This window comes from Dyella sp. 01N36 (assembly GCF_056399745.1).
Window position 1 is genome coordinate 1 of the sequence record NZ_JBFTRY010000053.1, and the last position, 19660, is coordinate 19660.

Annotated in this window: 13 protein-coding genes; 7 read left to right on the forward strand and 6 right to left on the reverse strand. The window is 64.1% G+C overall.

The annotated features are described in order from the left end of the window. The 3 genes from AC1DMG_RS10995 to AC1DMG_RS11005 form a co-directional block, all read left to right on the forward strand. Nucleotides 1–1474 (forward strand): NAD-glutamate dehydrogenase domain-containing protein (locus AC1DMG_RS10995; protein WP_477180516.1); only part of this gene is annotated, 1474 nt, incomplete at its 5' end. A 328-nt stretch (nucleotides 1475–1802) separates the two neighbouring features. Further along, nucleotides 1803–2564, forward strand: coding sequence for an NAD kinase (locus AC1DMG_RS11000; protein ID WP_441603669.1), 762 nt, complete (start codon nucleotides 1803–1805; stop codon nucleotides 2562–2564). Between the two features lie 122 nt (nucleotides 2565–2686). Further along, nucleotides 2687–3616 carry a 5'-nucleotidase gene (locus AC1DMG_RS11005; RefSeq protein ID WP_441603670.1) on the forward strand — a complete coding sequence of 310 codons (930 nt, stop codon included), beginning with the start codon at nucleotides 2687–2689 and terminating at the stop codon, nucleotides 3614–3616. Between the two features lie 148 nt (nucleotides 3617–3764). Here the strand turns inward: AC1DMG_RS11005 and AC1DMG_RS11010 are convergent, their stop codons facing one another. From AC1DMG_RS11010 to AC1DMG_RS11035, 6 genes are all read right to left on the reverse strand, one after another. Then, nucleotides 3765–4643, reverse strand: a complete 879-nt coding sequence (locus AC1DMG_RS11010) for an aldo/keto reductase (RefSeq protein WP_477180517.1) — start codon at nucleotides 4641–4643, stop codon at nucleotides 3765–3767. 608 nt (nucleotides 4644–5251) lie between these two features. Further along, entirely contained in the window at nucleotides 5252–6715 is a 1464-nt protein-coding gene (locus tag AC1DMG_RS11015; protein ID WP_477177363.1) for an efflux transporter outer membrane subunit, read from the reverse strand. Further along, entirely contained in the window at nucleotides 6712–10005 is a 3294-nt protein-coding gene (locus AC1DMG_RS11020) for an efflux RND transporter permease subunit (RefSeq protein ID WP_477179075.1), read from the reverse strand. Before AC1DMG_RS11020 ends, AC1DMG_RS11015 begins: the two co-directional genes overlap by 4 nt. Continuing rightward, entirely contained in the window at nucleotides 10002–13112 is a 3111-nt protein-coding gene (locus AC1DMG_RS11025) for an efflux RND transporter permease subunit (protein ID WP_477180518.1), read from the reverse strand. Before AC1DMG_RS11025 ends, AC1DMG_RS11020 begins: the two co-directional genes overlap by 4 nt. 19 nt (nucleotides 13113–13131) lie before the next feature. Then, on the reverse strand, nucleotides 13132–14295 hold the full coding sequence (locus tag AC1DMG_RS11030) for an efflux RND transporter periplasmic adaptor subunit (protein WP_441603675.1): 1164 nt from the start codon (nucleotides 14293–14295) through the stop codon (nucleotides 13132–13134). Between the two features lie 374 nt (nucleotides 14296–14669). Beyond that, nucleotides 14670–15545 (reverse strand): DMT family transporter, encoded by an 876-nt coding sequence (locus AC1DMG_RS11035; protein ID WP_441611392.1) that lies wholly within the window; start codon nucleotides 15543–15545, stop codon nucleotides 14670–14672. A 254-nt stretch (nucleotides 15546–15799) separates the two neighbouring features. Between AC1DMG_RS11035 and AC1DMG_RS11040 the strand changes: the two genes are divergently transcribed. The 4 genes from AC1DMG_RS11040 to AC1DMG_RS11055 all read left to right on the forward strand — a co-directional run. Continuing rightward, a complete protein-coding gene (locus tag AC1DMG_RS11040) occupies nucleotides 15800–16969 on the forward strand; it encodes an acyl-CoA dehydrogenase family protein (RefSeq protein WP_477180519.1) in 1170 nt (389 codons plus the stop codon). A gap of 91 nt (nucleotides 16970–17060) precedes the next feature. Then, nucleotides 17061–17600, forward strand: coding sequence for a GNAT family N-acetyltransferase (locus AC1DMG_RS11045; protein WP_477177366.1), 540 nt, complete (start codon nucleotides 17061–17063; stop codon nucleotides 17598–17600). Beyond that, complete coding sequence (locus AC1DMG_RS11050) at nucleotides 17597–18091, forward strand: nucleotidyltransferase family protein (RefSeq protein ID WP_477177367.1); 495 nt, start codon at nucleotides 17597–17599, stop codon at nucleotides 18089–18091. Before AC1DMG_RS11045 ends, AC1DMG_RS11050 begins: the two co-directional genes overlap by 4 nt. A gap of 203 nt (nucleotides 18092–18294) precedes the next feature. Then, nucleotides 18295–19660, forward strand: a 1366-nt coding sequence (locus AC1DMG_RS11055; RefSeq protein WP_477180520.1) for a thiamine pyrophosphate-dependent enzyme, incomplete at its 3' end; no start/stop codon positions are given.

A 19660-nucleotide genomic window follows, 5' to 3' on the forward strand; every position in this document is an offset into this window, starting at 1 on the left:
GCGCGTGAACGGCGTGGAGCTGCGCTGCAAGGTGGTGGGCGAGGGCGGCAACCTGGGCTTCACCCAGAAGGGCCGTATCGAAGCGGCCCAGCACGGCGTGCTGCTCAATACCGACTTCATCGACAACTCCGCCGGCGTGGACACCTCCGACCACGAGGTGAACATCAAGATCCTGCTCGGCGACGCCGTGCAGCGCGGTGAGCTGACCACCGAACAGCGCAACACGCTGCTGGCCAGCATGACCGACGAAGTGGGCCAGCTGGTGCTGTGGGACAACTACCGCCAGAACCAGGCCATCACTCTGATGGAGCACCAGTCGGTGCATCGCATCGGTTCGATGGCGCACTTCATCCGCCAGCTGGAATCGGAAGGCCTGCTCGATCGCCAGGTGGAAAACCTGCCGAGCGAAACCGAGCTGACCGAGCGCAAGGCGCGCGGCATCGGCATGACGCGTCCGGAGCTTTCGGTGCTGCTGTCCTACGACAAGATCAAGCTGTACCAGCAGCTGCTCGACTCGGACGTGCCGGAAGATGCGTACCTCTCCAAGGAACTGGTGCGCTACTTCCCTGAGCCGCTGCATGGCAAGTACGCCGAGCATATGCAGCGCCATCGCCTGAAGCGCGACATCATCGCCACGGCCGTGACCAACTCCACCATCAACCGCATGGGCGCCACCTTCATGATGCGCATGCAGGAGGACACCGGTCAGGGTCCGGCAGCCATCGCCAAGGCGTACACGGCAGCGCGCGAAATTCTCGATGCGCGTGAACTGTGGGCGCAGATCGAAGCGCTGGACGGCAAGGTGGCGGAGAACACCCAGATCGACGCGATCCTGCAGATCTGGTCGCTGCTGCGTCATACCACCCGTTGGCTGCTGAACCGTCCGGGCGGCACACTGGACATCAATGCCAACGTGGAGCGCTACCAGACCGGCGTGACCGAGCTGCGTGCGGCCTTGCCGGACGTGCTCACCGAAACGGGCAAGCAGGATTTCGCCACCAGCCAGGAGAAGTGGGACGGCCTGGGCATGCCGGGCGAACTCGCGCTGCGCATGGCCCGTCTGCCGGAGCTGCGCGCCATGCTCGACATCGTCGAGGTGGCACAGCAGGGCAACCAGCCCATCGCCAAGGTGGCCGGTGTGTTCTACGAACTGGGTCAGGCGCTGGATCTGGAGTGGCTGCGCAGCCAGATCGAAGCCTTGCCGGTCGAAGGTGCATGGCACGCCCAGGCACGCGGTTCGCTGCTGGACGAGCTCAACCACCAGCATCGCGCGCTGGCCCTTCAGGTGCTGTCGATGACCGGCAGCGCCAAGGACGTCTCGCCGGTGCAGGCGTGGCTGCAGCGTGACGACGCCACGCTCAAGTACACGCGCAACATGCTGGCGGACATCCTCACCGAGAAGGCGGACTACCCGATCGCCTCGGTGGCGGTCCGCCGCCTGGCTCAGCTGGCGCAGGTGCCGGTGAACCAGTAAGCGACGCCAGAGCTGCCCGGCAGTGCCGGGCAGCTCCGTGGTTCGGGGTTTTCAACGCCCCGCCATCGTTGGTATTCCCTCACCGTCATTCCGGCGCAGGCCGGAATCCAGTAGCCGCTGTTGGCGGTTTTCGCGAAGCGAACAAGAGCGTGTCGGCTGTCGCGACAACCCCATATTTCGTTACTGGATTCCGGCCTGCGCCGGAATGACGGTGAGGGGGCGACGTGTTAAGGGAACTGGCAAGCAGGGCGCAACGCCGGCGACGGTCTTGCGCCCTTCGTCCATCTACGCTCAACTGGCGTCCTCGCCCTGACCGTTGCCCGACCCTATGCGCTTCGCCTTTGTCGCCAGCGAAACCAATGTCGCCCAGCAGGCCCGGCGCAAACTCATCGACCGCTATGGCGATGCGGTGCCGGAGCAGTCGGATGTGATCGTGGCGTTGGGCGGCGACGGTTTCATGCTGCGCACGCTGCACGCGTATCGCGCGCTGCCGGCCCCGGTATATGGCATGAAACTGGGGCGCGTCGGTTTCCTGATGAACAAGCACCGCATCGACGAGCTTGAAGAGCGCATTTCACGCGCGCATGCCGCGGTGCTCTATCCCTTGGAAATGCGCACGGTCGACATCAACGGCGATGTGCATCACGCGCTGGCGTTCAACGAAGTGTCCCTGCTGCGCCAAAGCAACCAGGCGGCGCATCTGGAAGTGAAGCTCAACGACACCGTGAAGCTGCCCAACCTGGTCTGCGACGGCGTCCTGGTGTCGACGCCTGCCGGTTCCACGGCCTACAACCTCTCCGCACACGGGCCGATCCTGCCGCTGGATGCCAACGTGCTCGCGCTCACCCCGATCAGCCCGTTCCGCCCGCGTCGCTGGCGCGGCGCGATCCTGCCGCATCGCACCCTGGTCACCATGCGCGTGCTCGATCCCGGCAAGCGTCCGGTCAGCGCCACCGCCGATTATCACGAGGTGCGCGACATTCGCGAGGTGGAGATCCGCCAGTCGGCGGGGCAGGGTGTGCGCTTGTTGTTCGATCCGGAGCACAATCTGGAACAGCGCATTCTGGATGAGCAGTTCGCGCCGGATTGAGGTTCTTGGGATCGCGGAGTGGGTGGTTGGCGCGCGTTTGTGTCCGTGCGTAACCCACGGGTTTTAGCGCCTCCGCGACCCATCCCCCATCCCATCACGTGACCGCGTGATAGATTTCCCTCATGACCCGCCCCACACCCGACGCCCACGATCCCAAGGCCGCCAGCGACAATCGTCTCGTGGTCGCCATTTCCTCGCGTGCCTTGTTTGACCTGGGCGACAGCCACGAGCTGTTCGAGCACCAGGGGCTGGATGCTTATCGCGCGTTCCAGATCGAACACGAAAACGAACTGCTGCAGCCCGGCGTGGCGTTTCCGCTGGTGCAGAAACTGCTGGGCTTGAACAAGCTGGCGGGCGATGTGCCGCCGGTCGAGGTGATCCTGTTGTCGCGCAACTCCGGCGACACCGGCCTGCGTATATTCAATGCGATCCAGCATTACGGGCTGGAGATCAGCCGCGCCGCATTCACCAGCGGTGCGCCTACCTCCGATTACATCGCCCCGTTCAAGGCCGATCTGTTCCTTTCCGCCAACGCGGAAGACGTGGGTCGCGCGCTCGCCGCTGGCGTGGCCGCCGCCACCATCCTGCCGTCGACCGCGCCGCCGCGTGCCACCGAGCAATTGCGTATCGCCTTCGACGGTGATGCGGTGATCTTCGGCGATGAAGGCGAGCGGGTATCGCGTGAGGAAGGGCTGGAAGCGTTCCATCGCAGTGAGCACAAGCTTGCCAACGAGCCGCTCTCGGTTGGGCCGTTCCGCGGTTTCCTTACTGCCGTTCACCGCCTTCAGGCAGCGTTTCCGGCCGAGGATTCACCCATTCGCACTGCGCTGGTCACTGCGAGATCTGCACCGGCGCATAAGCGGGTGATCCTGACCCTGCGCCGTTGGGGCGTGCGTATCGATGAAGCGCTGTTTCTCGGCGGTCGCGACAAGGGGCCGTTCCTCGATGCGTTTGGCGCCGATATCTTCTTCGATGATTCACCGGCGAACGTGGAGTCCGCGCGCAAGCATGTGGCGACGGGGCATGTGCCGCATGGCGTGAGCAACCGCTAAGCGCCAACCTGACGACACCTTGTGGGAGCGCACCCTGTGCGCGACAGGCCCCTCACCGGGCATAGTCGCCGCTCAATTGAGCGGCCCATCATGTAGGTTGCGGTGTCGCAGTCGCGCACAGGGTGCGCTCCCACAGTTTTGGCGGCCGTCAGGGTACCGAATGCCCCTTGCTGGCGGTCCAAATCGCATACCAATCTTCAGCATCCAGCTTCACATCCAGCGCCGCCACCGCCTCGCGCAGACCATCGATACGACCGGTACCGGTGATGACGTGCGGACGCGACGGATGACGCAGCGACCAGGCGAAGGCCAGCGTGGTGAGCGTGATGCCACAGCGATCCGCGATCGCCGACATCTCGGCACGAACGCGCACGGCTTGTTCGTCCTCGCCGGTAAACAACCTCCCGCCACCTAGCGGCGACCAGATCATCGGCCGCAGGCCCAGCTGCTGCGCCTGATCGAGCGTGCCGTCGTCCAGGGCATCCATCTGCAAGGGCGACAGTTCGATCTGGTTGGTGAGCAACGGGTGATGCTGATGCAGCAGGGCGAACTGGCTGGTCGTGTGGTTGGAGACGCCCCAGTGCGCCACCTTGCCTTCGCGCGTGAGCGTGTCGAACGTCTGTGCCAGCGCCGCGGCATCCATCAGATAGTCGGRGCGATGGATCAGCACCAGGTCCAGTTGTTCGGTGTGCAGCTTTCGCAGTGATTGTTCGACCTGCTGGCGCACGTAGTGGGCGGAGCTGTCGTAGTAGTTGATGCGGTACGGGAGTTGCGCGGAGCGAAGGCGGATGCCGCACTTGGTGATCAGCTGCATGCGTGCGCGCAGTGACGGCGCTGCTTTGAGCGCCTCTCCGAATTGCGTTTCGGCCTGATAGTCGCCGTAGATGTCGGCGTGGTCGAACGAGGTGATGCCCAGCTCCAGCGCTTGTTCGATCCAGCGCACGCGCTCTTGCACGGTGAGTTGCCAGCTGGTGATGCGCCAGAGGCCGGCGATGATGGGGGAGAGGGGGAGGTTGGGGGTTGGCATGGGTAATGGTTGGGGTGGTTGAGGGAGCAGTGTGACAAGGTTAGGGGGATTGTCGCCAGCTTCAGATCTTTTGGTTTGTTTGCAGTGTGCGCGCAGCGTTACTGGGCTGGTTGTTTCGCTTTCATGAGCTTGCCTGCCGCGGGCTTCCGTCCTCCTGCCGGAGGCCGGGTCACTTTCTCTTGCTTGCCCAAGAGAAAGTAACCAAAGAGAAGGGCCCCCCGGATGGCGCGCCTTCCGGGCTGCGCCCTCCAGGTGCGCGGTCGAAAAACTGGCCGCATCCATGCGGCCACCCTGCGGGCTTTCCTCCACCCGCCCGCCGCGTCATACGGGGACCCTAAGAGCCAAAGGCCTAGAGCCAGAGCCGTGCGCTTAGAGTTGCGGTGACCTTGTAGGAGCGCACTTGTGCGCGACCATCCGACGGAGAGGTACACCCCAGCGCTGCGGTCGCGCACAAGTGCGCTCCTACAAGGGGACGCAGGTCATGGGTGTGGATAAGGGTTTTGGTCAGCTTTTATTGTGGGAGCGCACCCTGTGCGCGACAAACCTACGGAGCGATACGCTCGGGCGTGGCGGTCGCGCACAGGGTGCGCTCCTACAACGGCTGGTCTCTATTGCGCCGCAGACGCTGTCGCCGCTACCGGCGCATGCGCCAATTCATCCGCCGACCAACCGCCACCGACATCGCCCATCAATGACACGGCATCCAGCAGCCTCTGCTGCTGCACGCTCAAGGCATCCTGCTTGGTGCTCAACTCGGTCGTCTGCGCCAACGCGGCCGTCGTGTAATCCACCGTGCCGGCCTGGTATTCGTTGAAGGCGATCTGCGATCCACGAGTGGCATCTTTGACCGCAGCGTCGAGCACCTGCGCTTGTTGGGCGAGGATGTTGATGCCGGAGAGATCGTCTTCCACGTTCTGGAAGGCACCCAGCACCGTGCCGCGATAATTGGCGACAGCGGCTTCGTAGTTGGCGCGGGCGGCGGCGACTTCGCCGTGGCGTGCGCCAGCGTCGAAGATCGTTTCGCTCGCGTCGGCGCCCAGCGACCACACATGATTGGCCACATGCAGCAGGCCGGCGAGCGGGGACTGCGAGAAACCATCCGCTGCAGAGAGTGACAGCGACGGATAGTAGGCGGCGATCGCGACACCAATGGCGGCATTCTGCGCAGCCATCTGACGCTCGGCTATCGCGATATCAGGGCGGCGCTGCAGCAGCGTGGAAGGTACGCCGGCGGGGACCTGGGGCAGGGTGGGGAGGGTGGCGTTGTGGGGAACGTCGAGCTCCTCGGGGTTCTTGCCCACCAGCACGGCGATGGCATGCACGTCTTGCGCACGCGCCACGCCCAGCGCGATCAGTTTGGATTGCGCGTTCTCCAGCTGCGTGCGCGCCGTGATGACATCCGAGGGCGCGATGGTGCCGGCCTTATCCTGGTTGGCGACGACGCGCAGGTATTCCTTGTCCGCGTCGACGGTCTGCTGCAACAGGTCGATGTTGGCGTCGGAGACGCGCAAGTTGATCACCGCCGTGGCAAGTGCGATTTGTTCGGACAAGGTGGCGTTGGCGAGAGTCGCCTGGCTCGCCTGTGCGGTGGCCTTGTTTTCCTCGACCGTGCGGCGAACCTTGCCCCATAGATCCGGCGCCCAGCTCACATTGCCCTCCAGCGAACCGGAGGTGCTCACTGGAGTCAGGTGTTCGACGCCGCTGCCGGCGTTACCGGCGGCCGAGCGCTGCTTGCTGCCCGAGCCGCTGATGCCGATGGTGGGGAACAGCGCACTGCGTGCCACCTGCACTTCGGCGACGGCGGCCTGATAGTTGGCGTAGCTCTGCGCCACCGTCTGGTTGGATACCGCCACTTGCGGTTCCAGCTCGTCGAGCAGCGGGTCGTTGAAGGCCTTCCACCAATCGCCCTTGGGTACGTCGTCGGCGGGCGTGGCAGAGGTCCAGCCGGGCATCTCTTTGTACTGGGTCGGTACGTTGACCTGCGGGCGGTGGTAGTCGGGACCCACCATGCAGCCGCCGAGCAGCGTCGCCAGCGAAACGGCCAGTAGATGGCGGGAAAAGATCTTGTTCATGCTTTTGCGTCCGATCGGTTCCACGGCAGGCTCTCGGACCAACGCGCCAGGCGTGCGCGCAGGCGGTCGAGGTATAAGTAGATCACTGGCGTGGTGTACAAGGTGAACACCTGGCTGAATATCAGGCCGCCCATCACCGTGATGCCCAGCGGCTGGCGCAGCGACGCGCCCTGGCCGATGCCGATCGCCAGCGGTACGGCGCCTAGCACGGCTGCCGCCGTAGTCATCATGATGGGGCGCAGTCGCACCACGGCGGCGTCGTGGATCGCCTTGCGCGGCTCCAGACCCTCGTCGCGCTGCAGGTGGATGGCCACGTCGATCATCATGATTGCGTTCTTCTTCACGATGCCGATCAGCAGGATGATGCCGATCATCGCGATCACCGAGAACGGCGTGCCGAAGATCAGCAAGGCCAGCGTCGCGCCGATGCCCGCCGAGGGCAGGGTGGAAAGAATGGTGATGGGATGCACGGTGTTCTCGTACAGGATGCCCAGCACGATATAGACCGCCGCGAGTGCCGCGAGTATCAGCAACGGCATGGTGCCCATGGACTGCGCGTACACCTGCGCCGCACCGGCGGTCGCGCCATGGATGGAAGCGGGCATGCCCAACTCCTGCGCCGCTTCATTGATGGCGGCCAGGCCGTCGCTGAGCGAGCCGCCCGGCGGCAGGTTGAACGAGATGGTGCCGGCGACCAGGCCGCCCTGGTGATTCACCTGGGTGGCCGTGTGGTTGCTCACATATGACGCCAGCGCGGGGAAKGGCACCAGGGTTTCCGCCGAGGTGCTGTCCGCACTGCCGCTGGAGCTTCCGCCCTTGGCGTTGGCGATGGCATTGGTGAGCTGGTTGGCCTCGGCGTCGCTGTTGCGCGAGTTGGTGCTGGATGTCGTCGTGCTCGTGGTGCTGGCGGCGACGCCGCTCACGATGGATTTGGACATCTGCGTCTGCTGCGTACCCGATGCATTGCCAGCGGCTGTGCTGAAGCGGATGCGATTGATGGTCTGCGGGTATTGCCAGTACTTGGGCGCCACTTCCATCACCACGAAGTACTGGTTCAGTTCGTTGTAGATGGTCGAGACGGTGCGCTGGCCGAAGGCGTCATAGAGCACGCTGTCGATCTGGTTGGGCGCGAAGCCGTAGCGCGCCGAGGTGGCGCGGTCGATGTTCACATACAGCTGCAAGCCGTTCTGCTGCAGGTCCGAATTCACGTCGGTGATGCGGTCGTGGTACTTGCCCAGCGCCGTCACCAGGCGCGGCACCCAGGTGAACAAGGCCTCCGGATCGTCGCTGGTCAGCGTGTACTGATATTCGGAGGCCGATTGCCGGCCGCCGATGCGCAGATCCTGCGCCGCCTGCAGGAACAGCTTGGCGCCCGATACCGCGTTGAGTTTGGGACGCAGGCGATCCACCACCTGCGCGGCGGAAATCTTGCGCTCGGCCAGCGGCTTCAATTCGATGAACACATTGGCCGTGTTGAGCGCACGACCGCCGGTGAAGCCGGCCACAGAGGCGACCGCCGGATCCTTTTGCACGATGGCCTGCAATTGCGCGAGCTTTTTCTGCATCGCCTGGAAGGAGATGCTCTGGTCGGCAATGATCTGCCCGTTGAGGATGCCGTTGTCCTGCTCGGGGAAGAAGGTCGAGGGCACTAGCCGGATCAGCACCACGTTGAGCACGATCAGGCCGATCAGGGTGAGCATCACCGCGAACGCATGATCGAGCACCACCGCGAGCGAGCGCGCATACGCCTGCCGGAAGCGCTCGAATTGCCGTTCGTACCACACCGCCCAGCGCGCCTTGGAATGCAGGGACTTGCGGCTGATGACGAAGGCCGCCATCGCCGGCGTCACCGTGAGCGAGATCACCAGCGAAAACAGGATGGCGATGGACAGCGTCACGGCGAACTCGTGGAACAGCAGGCCCACGATGCCCGGCATCAGCAGGATCGGCAGGAACACCGCGATCAGCGAAAGGCTCATCGAAATCACGGTGAAGCTCACCTCCGCGCTGCCGACCATCGCGGCCTCGCGTACGTCCATGCCCGCTTCGACATGGCGCACGATGTTTTCCAGCACCACCACCGCATCGTCCACCACGAAGCCGGTGCCGATGGTCAAGGCCATCAGCGAGAGGTTGTCGATGCTGTAACCCAGCAGGTACATCGGTCCGAAGGTGCCGACGATGGACAGCGGCAAGGCCACCGCCGGCACCAGCACGGCGCGCGGCGATTGCAGGAAGATATAGACCACGCCGATCACCAGCAGCACGGCCATGAACAGCGTGCGCTCGGTGTCGTTGACTGCCGCGTTGACCGACTGCGAGCGATCCACCGCCACGCCCACATGCACGTTGTGCGGCAAGGTGGCTTCGATCGACGGCAGCGCCTTGCGAATCTGCGCCACCGTCTTGACGATATTGCTGCCCGGCAACGGGTACACGATCACCAGCACGGCGTCCTGGCCGTTGTAGAGGCCGGCGTTGCGCAGGTTTTCCGCCGAATCGAGCACCTGCGCCACGTCGCGCAACTGCACCGGCGAGCCATTGCGATAAGCGACGATCAGATCGCGATACGGCGCGGCTTTGTTGATCTGGTCGTTGGACAGCACTTCGAAGCGTTGGCCGTTCTGGTCGATATGACCTTTCACGCTGTCTGCGTTCGCCGCGCTGATTGCGGCGCGAACATCCTCCAGCCCGATGCCGTAACTATTGAGCTGGTCCGGTTCCAGTTCCACACGCACTGAGGGCAGCGCACTGCCGCCCAGGGTGATCTGGCCCACGCCGTCGACCTGCGAGAGCTGCTGCTGGATCACCGAATCGGCCGAGTCGTACAGCTGCGCGCGGGTCAGCGTTTTTGACGTGAGCGCGAGCACCATGATCGGCGAGTCGGCCGGATTGAACTCGCGGTAGGTCGGGTTGTTGCGCAGCGTCGTCGGCAGGTCGGCGCGAGCCGCCTGGATCGCCGCCTGCACGTCGCGCGCCGCGCCATTGATATCACGGTTGAGGCCGAACTGGATGACGATCTGCGCCGAGCCGACGGTGCTGGTGGAGGTCAGCTCGGAAACGTCGGCAATCGTGCCCAGTCGACGCTCCAGTGGCTCGGCCACGGTCGCAGCCATGATGCTGGGACTGGCGCCCGCCATGCTCGCCTGCACCACCACCACGGGGAAGGTGATGTTCGGCAGCGGCGCCACCGGCAGGTGGAAATACGCGAGCATGCCCGACAGCAGGATCGCCACGGCCAGCAGCGTGGTCGCCACCGGCCGCTTGATGAAGACGCCAGGGATGTTCACGCGCCTTCCCCAGCCGCCTCTTCAGGCAGGCGCTGGCGGCGGAAACGCTGGGCCAGCCGGTCGAAGTAGAGGTAGATCACCGGCGTGGTGAACAGCGTCAGCAACTGGCTTAGCAGCAGGCCGCCAATGATGGCCAGGCCCAGCGGACGACGCAGCTCCGAACCCGTGCCCGAACCCAGCAGCATCGGCAAGGCGCCCAGCATCGCCGCCAGCGTGGTCATCAGGATGGGACGGAAGCGCAGCAGGGACGCCTCGAAGATCGCTTCCTCCGCGGGCTTGCCGTGTTCGCGTTCGGCTTCGAGGGCAAAGTCCACGATCATGATCGCGTTCTTCTTCACGATGCCGATCAGCAACACGATGCCGATGATGCCAATCACATCCAGATCGCTGCCGGCAATCATCAACGCGACCAGCGCGCCGATGCCGGCCGAGGGCAGGGTGGAGAGAATCGTCACCGGATGGATGAAGCTCTCGTACAGCACGCCCAGCACGATATAGACGGCGATCAGGGCGGCGATGAGCAGGTAGACCTCGCTGGACAGCGAATCCTGGAACGCCTGCGCCGCGCCCTGAAAGGTGGACGTGATCGACGTCGGCAGATGCACCGCTGCCTCGGCCGCGTTCACTTCCTTCACAGCCTTGCTCAGCGAGGCGTCCTTGGCCAGGTTGAACGACACGGTGACGGCCGGGAACTGGGATAGATGGCTGATCACCAGTGGCGACTTGGTGATCTTGATGGTGGCGATGCCCTTGAGCGGCACATGGCCGCTGCTCGCCGTCTGGCTGGGCAGATACAGATCACCCAGCGATTCCACCGTAGGAATGCTTTCCGGCTTGGCCACCAGGATCACGCGGTACTGGCTGGCCTGTTCGAAGATGGTGGAAACAATGCGTTGGCCCAACGCATCGTAAAGCGCGTTGTCGATGGTGGCGGCAGTGATGCCGTAGCGCGCCGCCAGCTGGCGGTTCACTTCGACATTGACGGCCAGACCATCGTTGTTGAGATCGCTGGTGACGTCGGTGATCGACTTGATGTTCTTCAGTCGCGTGATCAGCTCAGGTACGTATTGCTGGAAGGCCTGCTGGTTGGGCCCGCGCAGTACGAACTGGTACTGGTTTGGCGAGATGGTGGTGTCGAGCGTGAGGTCCTGCTCGGGCTGCATGTACAGCTTGATGCCCGGGATGTTGGTCACTTCCTGCTGGATGCGACGCGAAATTTCCGCAGCGGTGGACGAGCGGTCGTCGCGCGGCTTGAGGTTGATCAGGAAGCGGCCGTTGTTGAGCGTGGTATTGGTGCCGTCGATGCCCACGTACGAGGTGAGGCTGGCTACGTCCTCGTCCTTGAGGATGGCATCGKCCAGCTGTTTCTGGCGATCCACCATCACTCCATAGGAAACGGAGTTGTCCGCGACGCTGATGCCTTGCAGCACACCCACGTCCTGCACCGGGAACAGGCCCTTGGGGATGACGATGTAAAGCACGATCGTGAGCGCGAGCGTGGCGAAGAACGTCAGCAGCGTCGCCATCTGATGCGCCATCACGAAGTGCAGGCCGCGCTTGTACGCCGCCAGCGTCTTGTCGAACAAGCCTTCGCTGATGCGTTCGAAGCGGCTGGGATGGCGATCGGCCTGCGCCTTGAGAATGCGCGCGCACAGCATCGGCACCAGGGTCAGCGACACCACCGCCGACAGCACGATGGTCACCGCCAGCGTCACCGCGAACTCGCTGAACAAGCGGCCGATCACGCCGCCCATGAACAGCAGCGGGATCAGCACGGCAATCAACGACACCGTCAGCGAGAGGATGGTGAAGCCGATCTGGCCGGCGCCTTCGAGCGCGGCTTCCAGCGGCGTCTTGCCTTCCTCCAGGTAGCGCACGATGTTCTCGATCATCACGATCGAGTCGTCCACCACAAAGCCCGTGGCGATGATCAAGGCCATCAGCGACAGGTTGTCGATGGAATAGTTGAGCTCGTACATCAGCGCCAGCGTGCCGACCAGCGAGACTGGCACCGAGATGCTGGGAATGATGGTGGCCGGCAGGTTGCGCAGGAACACGAAGATCACCAGCACGACCAGGATCACCGCGAGGATCAGTTCGAACGCGGCGTCATTGACCGAGGAGCGGATCACGCCGGTGCTGTCCGTAACCACTTCCACCTTCATGCCAGCGGGCAGGGTGGACTCCAGCTGCGGCAGCTGCTTCATGATCTGGTTGACGGTGGCGATCACGTTGGCGCCGGGCTGGCGTTGCACGTTGAGCACGATCGCCTGCGTCTTGTTGAACCACGCGCCTTGCTCGGTGTTCTGCGCGGCTTGCGTGACGCGGGCCAAATCGCGCAGATAAACCGGCGACGAGTTCTGGTACGAAATGACGGTGTCCAGATAATCCTGCGGATTCTGGATCTGATCGTTGCCGTTGATCGTGTAGTCGAGATCGGGGCCGTCGAAGTTGCCCTTGGGCTGGCTCACGTTGACGTTGGCGATCAGCGAGCGCAGGTCATCGATATTGAGGCCGTAGCCAGCCAGCTTCTTGGGATCGGCCTCGATGCGGATGGCCGGCACGTTGCCGCCCGCCGGCGTCACCAGGCCCACCCCGGGCACCTGCGAAATCTTCGCGCCCAGGCGGTTGTTCGCCACGTCCTGCAATTGCGGTAGCGACATGGAGTTGGAGGTGACGGCCAAGGTGAGAATCGGGCGATCGGCCGGATTCACCTTGGCATAGGTCGGCGGTGCCGGCAGGCCGGAGGGCAGCAAGCTGTTCGCCGCGTTGATAGCCTCCTGCACATTCTGTTCGGCCACGTCGAGATTGAGCGACAGGTCGAACTGCAGCGTGATGATCGACGCACCCGCCGAGCTGTTGGAGGTCATCTGCTGCAGGCCGGGAATTTCACCCAGCTGCACTTCCAGCGGCGCCGTTACCGTGGTGGCCATCACCGATGGGCTGGCGCCTGGATAAAACGTCTGCACCTGGATCGTCGGATAGTCGACGTTGGGCAGGGACGACACCGGCAGGAACTTCATCGCCACGAGGCCCACCATCACGAGGGCGATCATCAGCAGCGAGGTGGCTACCGGCCTGATGATAAACAGGCGGGAAATATTCATCGGTTCTTGCGCCCGCGACTCACGACGACGCGCTGGCGGCGTGCGCGCGCTTGCCAGTGTGCGTGGCGGCAGGCGCGCCTGCGCTGCTGGCGCCGGCCGGATGCGGTTGCGCGATGCGGATCTTCGCGCCGTCGCTGAGGCGGTCCATGCCGTCGGTCACCACCTGCTGGCCGGCGGTGAGGCCGGCAAGGATGGCGGTGGATTTGCCGTCGCTGGGGCCGGGCGTCACCTTGTGCACGGATACCGTCTGGTCCGCATTGACCAGATACACATAGTCGCCGGGCGCGCCGCTCTGCACCGCCGAGGTGGGCACCAGCACCGCCTTCTGCAGTGTGTCGACCAGCATCTGCACGTTGACGAATTCGTTGGGGAACAACGCTTCGTCGTCATTGGCGAAGGTGGCGCGCAGCGTGACCGTACCGGTGCTGGTGGCCATCTGGTTGCTCAGTGCGTACAGCGTGCCGGTGGCGACCTGCTTGCTGTTGTCGCTGCTATAGGCGGTGACCGGCAGCTTGGCGCCGCCGTTCACGCGTTGCAGTACTTTGCCCAGCGAATTCTGCGGCACGGTGAATTGCACCGTGGTCGGCTTCATCTGCGTGATGGTGACGATGCCGGGCGAGGTGGACTGCGTCACGTAGTTGCCCGGATCAACCAGGCGCAAACCCACACGGCCGGCTACCGGCGCAGTGATATGGCAATAGGCGATGTCCAGATCGTCCTGCGCGATGGCGGCCTTGTCCGCCTTCACGGCCGCTTCGTTCTGCGCCACCGTGAACTTCTGGTCGGCATAGGTCTGTTCGGCGATCGACTTCTGCTCATGCAACTGGGTGAAGCGGACCAGGTCAGCGCGTGCCTGATCGAGCGTCGCCTGATCCTTGGCCAGCTGCGCTTGCGCTTGCTGCTTGTTGATCTCGTACTGGCGCTGGTCGATCTGCGCGAGGAACTGGCCTTTCTCGACGTCCTGGCCTTCCTGGTAGCCCACGCCCGTCAGGTAGCCGCTCAGTTGCGGCAGCACGTTGACCGTTGCCACCGGCGTGACCGTGCCCAGCGCGGTGAGCACTTCGGGCATATCGCCAAGCGTGGCGGTGGCGGCACTCACCACTTGGGGTGGCTGTCCGGTTTTGGTTTTTTGCCCGGAGAGGATATGGACCACGATCAGCACGAGCAGGATCACGATGATCACGGCCGCGATCAGTACGCCACGCTTCCTACGAGGGTGCCCGGACGTTTGGGCAGTGTCGGCACTCATCGACCATCTCCCAGCAACTCAAGTATGCAATTCACAAGACCAACCATTCGTATCGTTGTTCGCGAGCACGATGCGGCGACGATGTTGCGCCGTGACGTCGTGTTGACTGACTTCTAACGATCCGTGGTCCATGTGGTTGACCCGGGCAGGGGCGCGCGCGGCCATGACTTTGCCCGCAAAGCGCGTGGGCGCGGGGCTGACATGCAATGGAAAAAGTGATGGCACAAGCGTTGTCACGGACGAGTGATGCCTCGCGGCAAGACGCAGGTCCTTAGCTGCTTGATTAAGAAATATTCATCTAAGGTCGATCAGACCATGCGCGTGCGCTTCCACCAGTTCGTGACCTTTTCCTCGCGCACCAGCGTGAAGAGTCCCGAACCAAGAATGAGCGCGATGCCGATCAGCATGAACCAATCCAGGTGATCGCCGAACAGCCAGTAGCCGAAGAAAATCGCCCACAGCATCTGGCTGTATTGGGTGGGTGCGATGCGATTGGCGGGCGCGTGATGGGTGGCGAGCATCAGCAACACGCCGGCAAGCCCGGCGAGCAGACCGTAACCGGCCAGCAACCACCACTGATGCAGATCCGGCCAGATGAAACTTGGCAGCATCAACACGCCGCCGCTCACCAGCGGACCCATCACGCCGGCGCCGTAAAGGCTGATGCGTTTTTCATGCGGACCGGCCATGCGCAATGCGACCACCGATACCGCACCGGAAAGACCACAGGTCATCGCCGCCAGGTGCCCCACGCCGAGCTCGCGAAAACCCGGCCGCAGCACCACCAGCACGCCGAGGAAGCCTACGATCACCGCCGACCAGCGTCGCCAGCCCACGTGTTCCTTCAAGAAAATCACCGACAGCAGCGTCACGAAGATCGGCAACAAGAAAATCAGCGCAAACGCTTCGGCCATCGGCAAGGCGGTGAAGGCGATCACGGCGGAGATATTGCAGATGGCGCCGGTGATCGCGCGGATCCACCACAGGTGCGGCTTGCGTGCGGTGAACACGTCGAGATAGCGATCGCCGGGGTTACGGATGAAGGGCAGGGCGCTGAGCATCAGCACCGCGCCGAAGAACACCGCTTCATAGGCCGGCAACGTGCCGTGCAGCGATTTGACGAACGCATCGCTGATCGCATAGGCGGCGTAGCAGGCAAAGCCGAGTAACACACCTTTCAACATGGACGATCCGGCGGGGGAGCGGAATGTCGGCCGTCATGCCCCGACCAGGCCGGCCGCAGGCGGTACCGCGGTGATCCGGGCTCGACGTTGGGCTAGACGGCGCGTGCGTCCCAGCCAGGACTGGGACGCGGGAATACGCATGGTCCCACAGCCCGTCACGCACGCCTACCCCGGGCCTGCTGCACCCCGCCATGATTCATCCCGTGGGCCGGGCTAGAATGGGGGATTGTCCCCTACGTCACGGAACTTCAAGCATGCCCGCTCGCCTGAATCCCCTCGATCTCTATGACGTCCGCTCCCTGCTTTCCGATGAGGAGCGCATGGTGCAGGACACCGTCGGCCGTTTCGTCGACGAGCGCGTCTTGCCGATCATCGGGGACTGCTTTGACCAGGCCCGTTTCCCCAAGGAACTGGTGCCGGAAATCGCCAGCCTGGGCCTGCTCGGCGCCACGCTGCCGGAGAAATACGGCTGCGCCGGCATGAACGGCGTCAGCTACGGCCTGATCTGCCAGGAGCTTGAGCGCGGCGATTCGGGCCTGCGCAGCTTCGCCTCGGTGCAGAGCTCGCTGTGCATGTACCCGATCTACGCCTACGGCACCGAAGAGCAGAAAATGCACTACCTGCCGAAGATGGCGGCGGGCGAAATCATCGGCTGCTTCGGCCTGACCGAACCGCACGGCGGCTCGGACCCGGCCAACATGAAGACCAACGCCAGGAAAGACGGCGGCGACTGGGTCATCAATGGCGCCAAGATGTGGATCACCAACGGCAATGTCGCGCACATCGYCATCGTGTGGGCGCAGACCGAGGACGGCATCCAGGGCTTCATCGTGCCGACCGACAGCAAGGGTTTCGCCGCGCAGGAAGTGCACAAGAAGATGAGCCTGCGCGCGTCGGTGACGTCCGGCCTGTTCTTCGACAACGTGCGCGTGCCCGAAGCCAACCGACTGCCGAACGTGAAGGGCCTGAAAGGTCCGCTGGGCTGCCTCACGCAGGCGCGCTACGGCATCACCTGGGGCCCGATCGGCGCGGCCCAGGCCTGCCTGCAGGAAGTGCTCAACTACACCCAGGACCGCATTTTGTTCGGTCGCCCGCTGGCCTCCAACCAGGCGATCCAGATCAAGCTGGCCGAAATGGCCCGTCGCATCACCATGGCGCAGCTGCTGTCGCTGCAGCTCGGCCGCCTCAAGGACGCCGGCAACATGCAGYCGACCCAGGTGTCGATGGCCAAGTGGAACAACTGCCGCATGGCCATCGATATCGCGCGCGAATGCCGCGACATCCTCGGCGGCGCGGGCATCACCACCGAACACGTGGCCATTCGCCATGCGTTGAACCTGGAATCGGTGATCACCTATGAGGGCACCGAGACGGTGCATCAGCTGGTGGTGGGCCGTGAGTTGACGGGGATTAATGCGTTCTGAGGAACGCGCTTGCGTGCGCCCCTCCTAGTCGTCATTCCGGCCTGCGCCGGAATGACGGTGAGGGAGAACGGACGTTGTCGCCGAGATTCCTATGAGCTGGCAAACCATTCGCATCGAAACCGAACGCCTCGTCCTGCGCCCGCCGCAGGCCGAGGACTTTGATCGCTGGGCGGCCAACATGGCCGACCCCGAGTCGGCCCGCTTCATCGGCGGCCAGCAACCGCGCGCCGTCGCCTGGCGCGGCTTCCTCACCATGGTCGGTTCGTGGGCCATCCAGGGTTTTGGCATGTTCTCGGTGATTGAGAAGGACACGGGGCGCTGGATCGGTCGCATGGGTCCGTGGTTCCCTGAGGGCTGGCCGGGTCGCGAAGTCGGCTGGGGGCTGGCGCGGCATGCATGGGGCAAGGGATTGGCGATGGAAGGCGCGGTGGCCTGCATGGATTTCGCCTTCGACCATCTCGGCTGGGATGACGTGATCCACAACATCGATCCAGCCAATGCGCCGTCGCAGGCGCTGGCGGCAAGGCTCGGCTCGCGTTTGCGTGGCCCCGGCCGTTTGCCCGAGCCCTTCCAGGATGCCCCGGTCGAGATCTGGGGGCAGACTCGCGACGAATGGCGTCGACGCGCATGAGCCACGTCACGCCCGCGCTGTACGCCACCCTGGCCGAGATCGTGCCGGAGCTGCACGTGCATTGCGTGGAGCCGTGGTGCGTGATCGGCAGTGCTGCGGCCTTGCTTGCCGGCGCGGATGTCGGCGTGGCCGATGTGGATCTGCTGGTGTCGCGCGCTGATGCGGATACTTTGATGACGCTGTGGGCTGAGCGACGTGAATCGGTCTACGAACCGGCAGGCGCCGAACGTTTCCGTTCGCATTTCGCACGCTTTCGGTTTCCTGGGCTGCCCGTCGAGGTGATGGGCGGGCTGGAGCTCAATCAGGGCGATGGCTGGAAGCCGGTGGAGGCCGGACGGTTGACCCTGGTGGGCCTCAATGGTCTCGCGGTGCCGGTGCCTTCGCTCGACGATCAGATTCGCATACTTGAAAGCTTCGGACGTGAGAAGGACGCACAACGTGCGAAAGCGCTCCGCGCTCTAGCCTCCTCTCCGCGCCGGGGAGAGGACTGAGGTGAGGGGCGGGTGCTCGCGATGACGCTGCTACGAAGCCTGCTTCGAACAGGCCATGCCGCGACCGTGGCCCCTCGCCCCAGCCCTCTCCCCTGCGGGGAGAGGGAGCAAAGGCGCAGCCAGCTCGCGCTGCTTCGCTTCGAATTGACACACCAAATTTCAGCCGTCCAAACGGCCACTCGTTGACGAGACCTCAAGCCACCATGACCGCCATCCCCTACACCCTCACGGCCCGCCATAAAGGCTTCAACCGCGCCGAGATCGTCGACCAGAATTTCATCGAGTTCGTGCAGCTCTGGCAGGGCGATGTGCATGCGCCGCTGGGCGGCCACTCGCCGGTGTTGCCGGGTAGCGCGCTCAACGGCCAGGGCTTTCGCGAGCTGCTCGAATCGCAGCTGATCAGTCGACATCTCGATTTGATGGCGCGCGTGCTGCGCGTGCAGAACAAGGTGTTCTACACCATCGGCTCCAGCGGTCACGAAGGCAATGCGATGGTGGCGCGCCTCACGCGGCATACCGATCCGGCCTTCCTGCATTACCGTTCCGGCGGCTTCATGGCCGAGCGCTTCCGCAAGCTGCCGGGCATGGATCCGGTGATGGATTCAGCGCTGTCGTTCGCCGCCAGCATGGAAGATCCCGCTTCTGGTGGCCGCCACAAAGTGTGGGGCAGCAAGCCGTTGTGGGTGTTGCCGCAGACGTCCACCATCGCTTCGCACCTGCCCAAGGCGCTGGGTACGGCCGTGGCCATCGAGCAGGCGCGCCGCATCGGCCACAAGCTGCCGATTCCGGAAGACAGCATCGCGATCTGCTCCTTCGGCGATGCCTCGTCCAACCACGCCACCGCGCAGACCGCGTTCAACGCCGCGGCATGGACGGCCTACCAGAAGCTGCCGGCGCCCGTCCTCTATGTGTGCGAAGACAACGGCATCGGCATCTCGGTGAAGACGCCCAATGGCTGGGTGGCGAACAACTTCCGTCATCGGGCCGATCTCGACTACTTCTACGCCGACGGCCTGGACCTGGCCGAAGGCTATGCCCAGGTGCAGGAGGCGGTGGAACACTGCCGCACCACGCGCCGTCCGACCTTCCTGCATCTGCGCACCACGCGCGTGATGGGCCATGCCGGCACCGATTTCGAAATCGAGTGGCGCAGCGTGGAAGAGTTGTTTGCCGTCGAAGCCTCCGATCCGCTGCTGCGCTCGGCGGAAATCGCGCTCTCGTCGGGTCTGTACACCAAGGAATCGCTGCTCGCGCTGTACGAAGCCACGCGCAAGCGCTGCTTCGAGGCGGCCGAAGATGCCGATCGTCGCCCGCGCCTGAGCACGCTGGAGCAGGTGATGAAGCCGCTCGCGCCGTATACGCCGGCCGCCGTGAAGGCCGAAGCTGAGCGCATCGACTATCAGGACCGCCGCCTCGCCGCGTTCGGCAGCGAAGAGAAGCTGCCGGAGAATCAGCCGCCGCGTCATCTGGCCATCCAGATCGGCCAGGCGCTGCACGACATCATGGCCAAGTATCCCGAGTCGCTGCTGTTCGGCGAAGACGTGGCGCAGAAGGGCGGCGTCTACACCG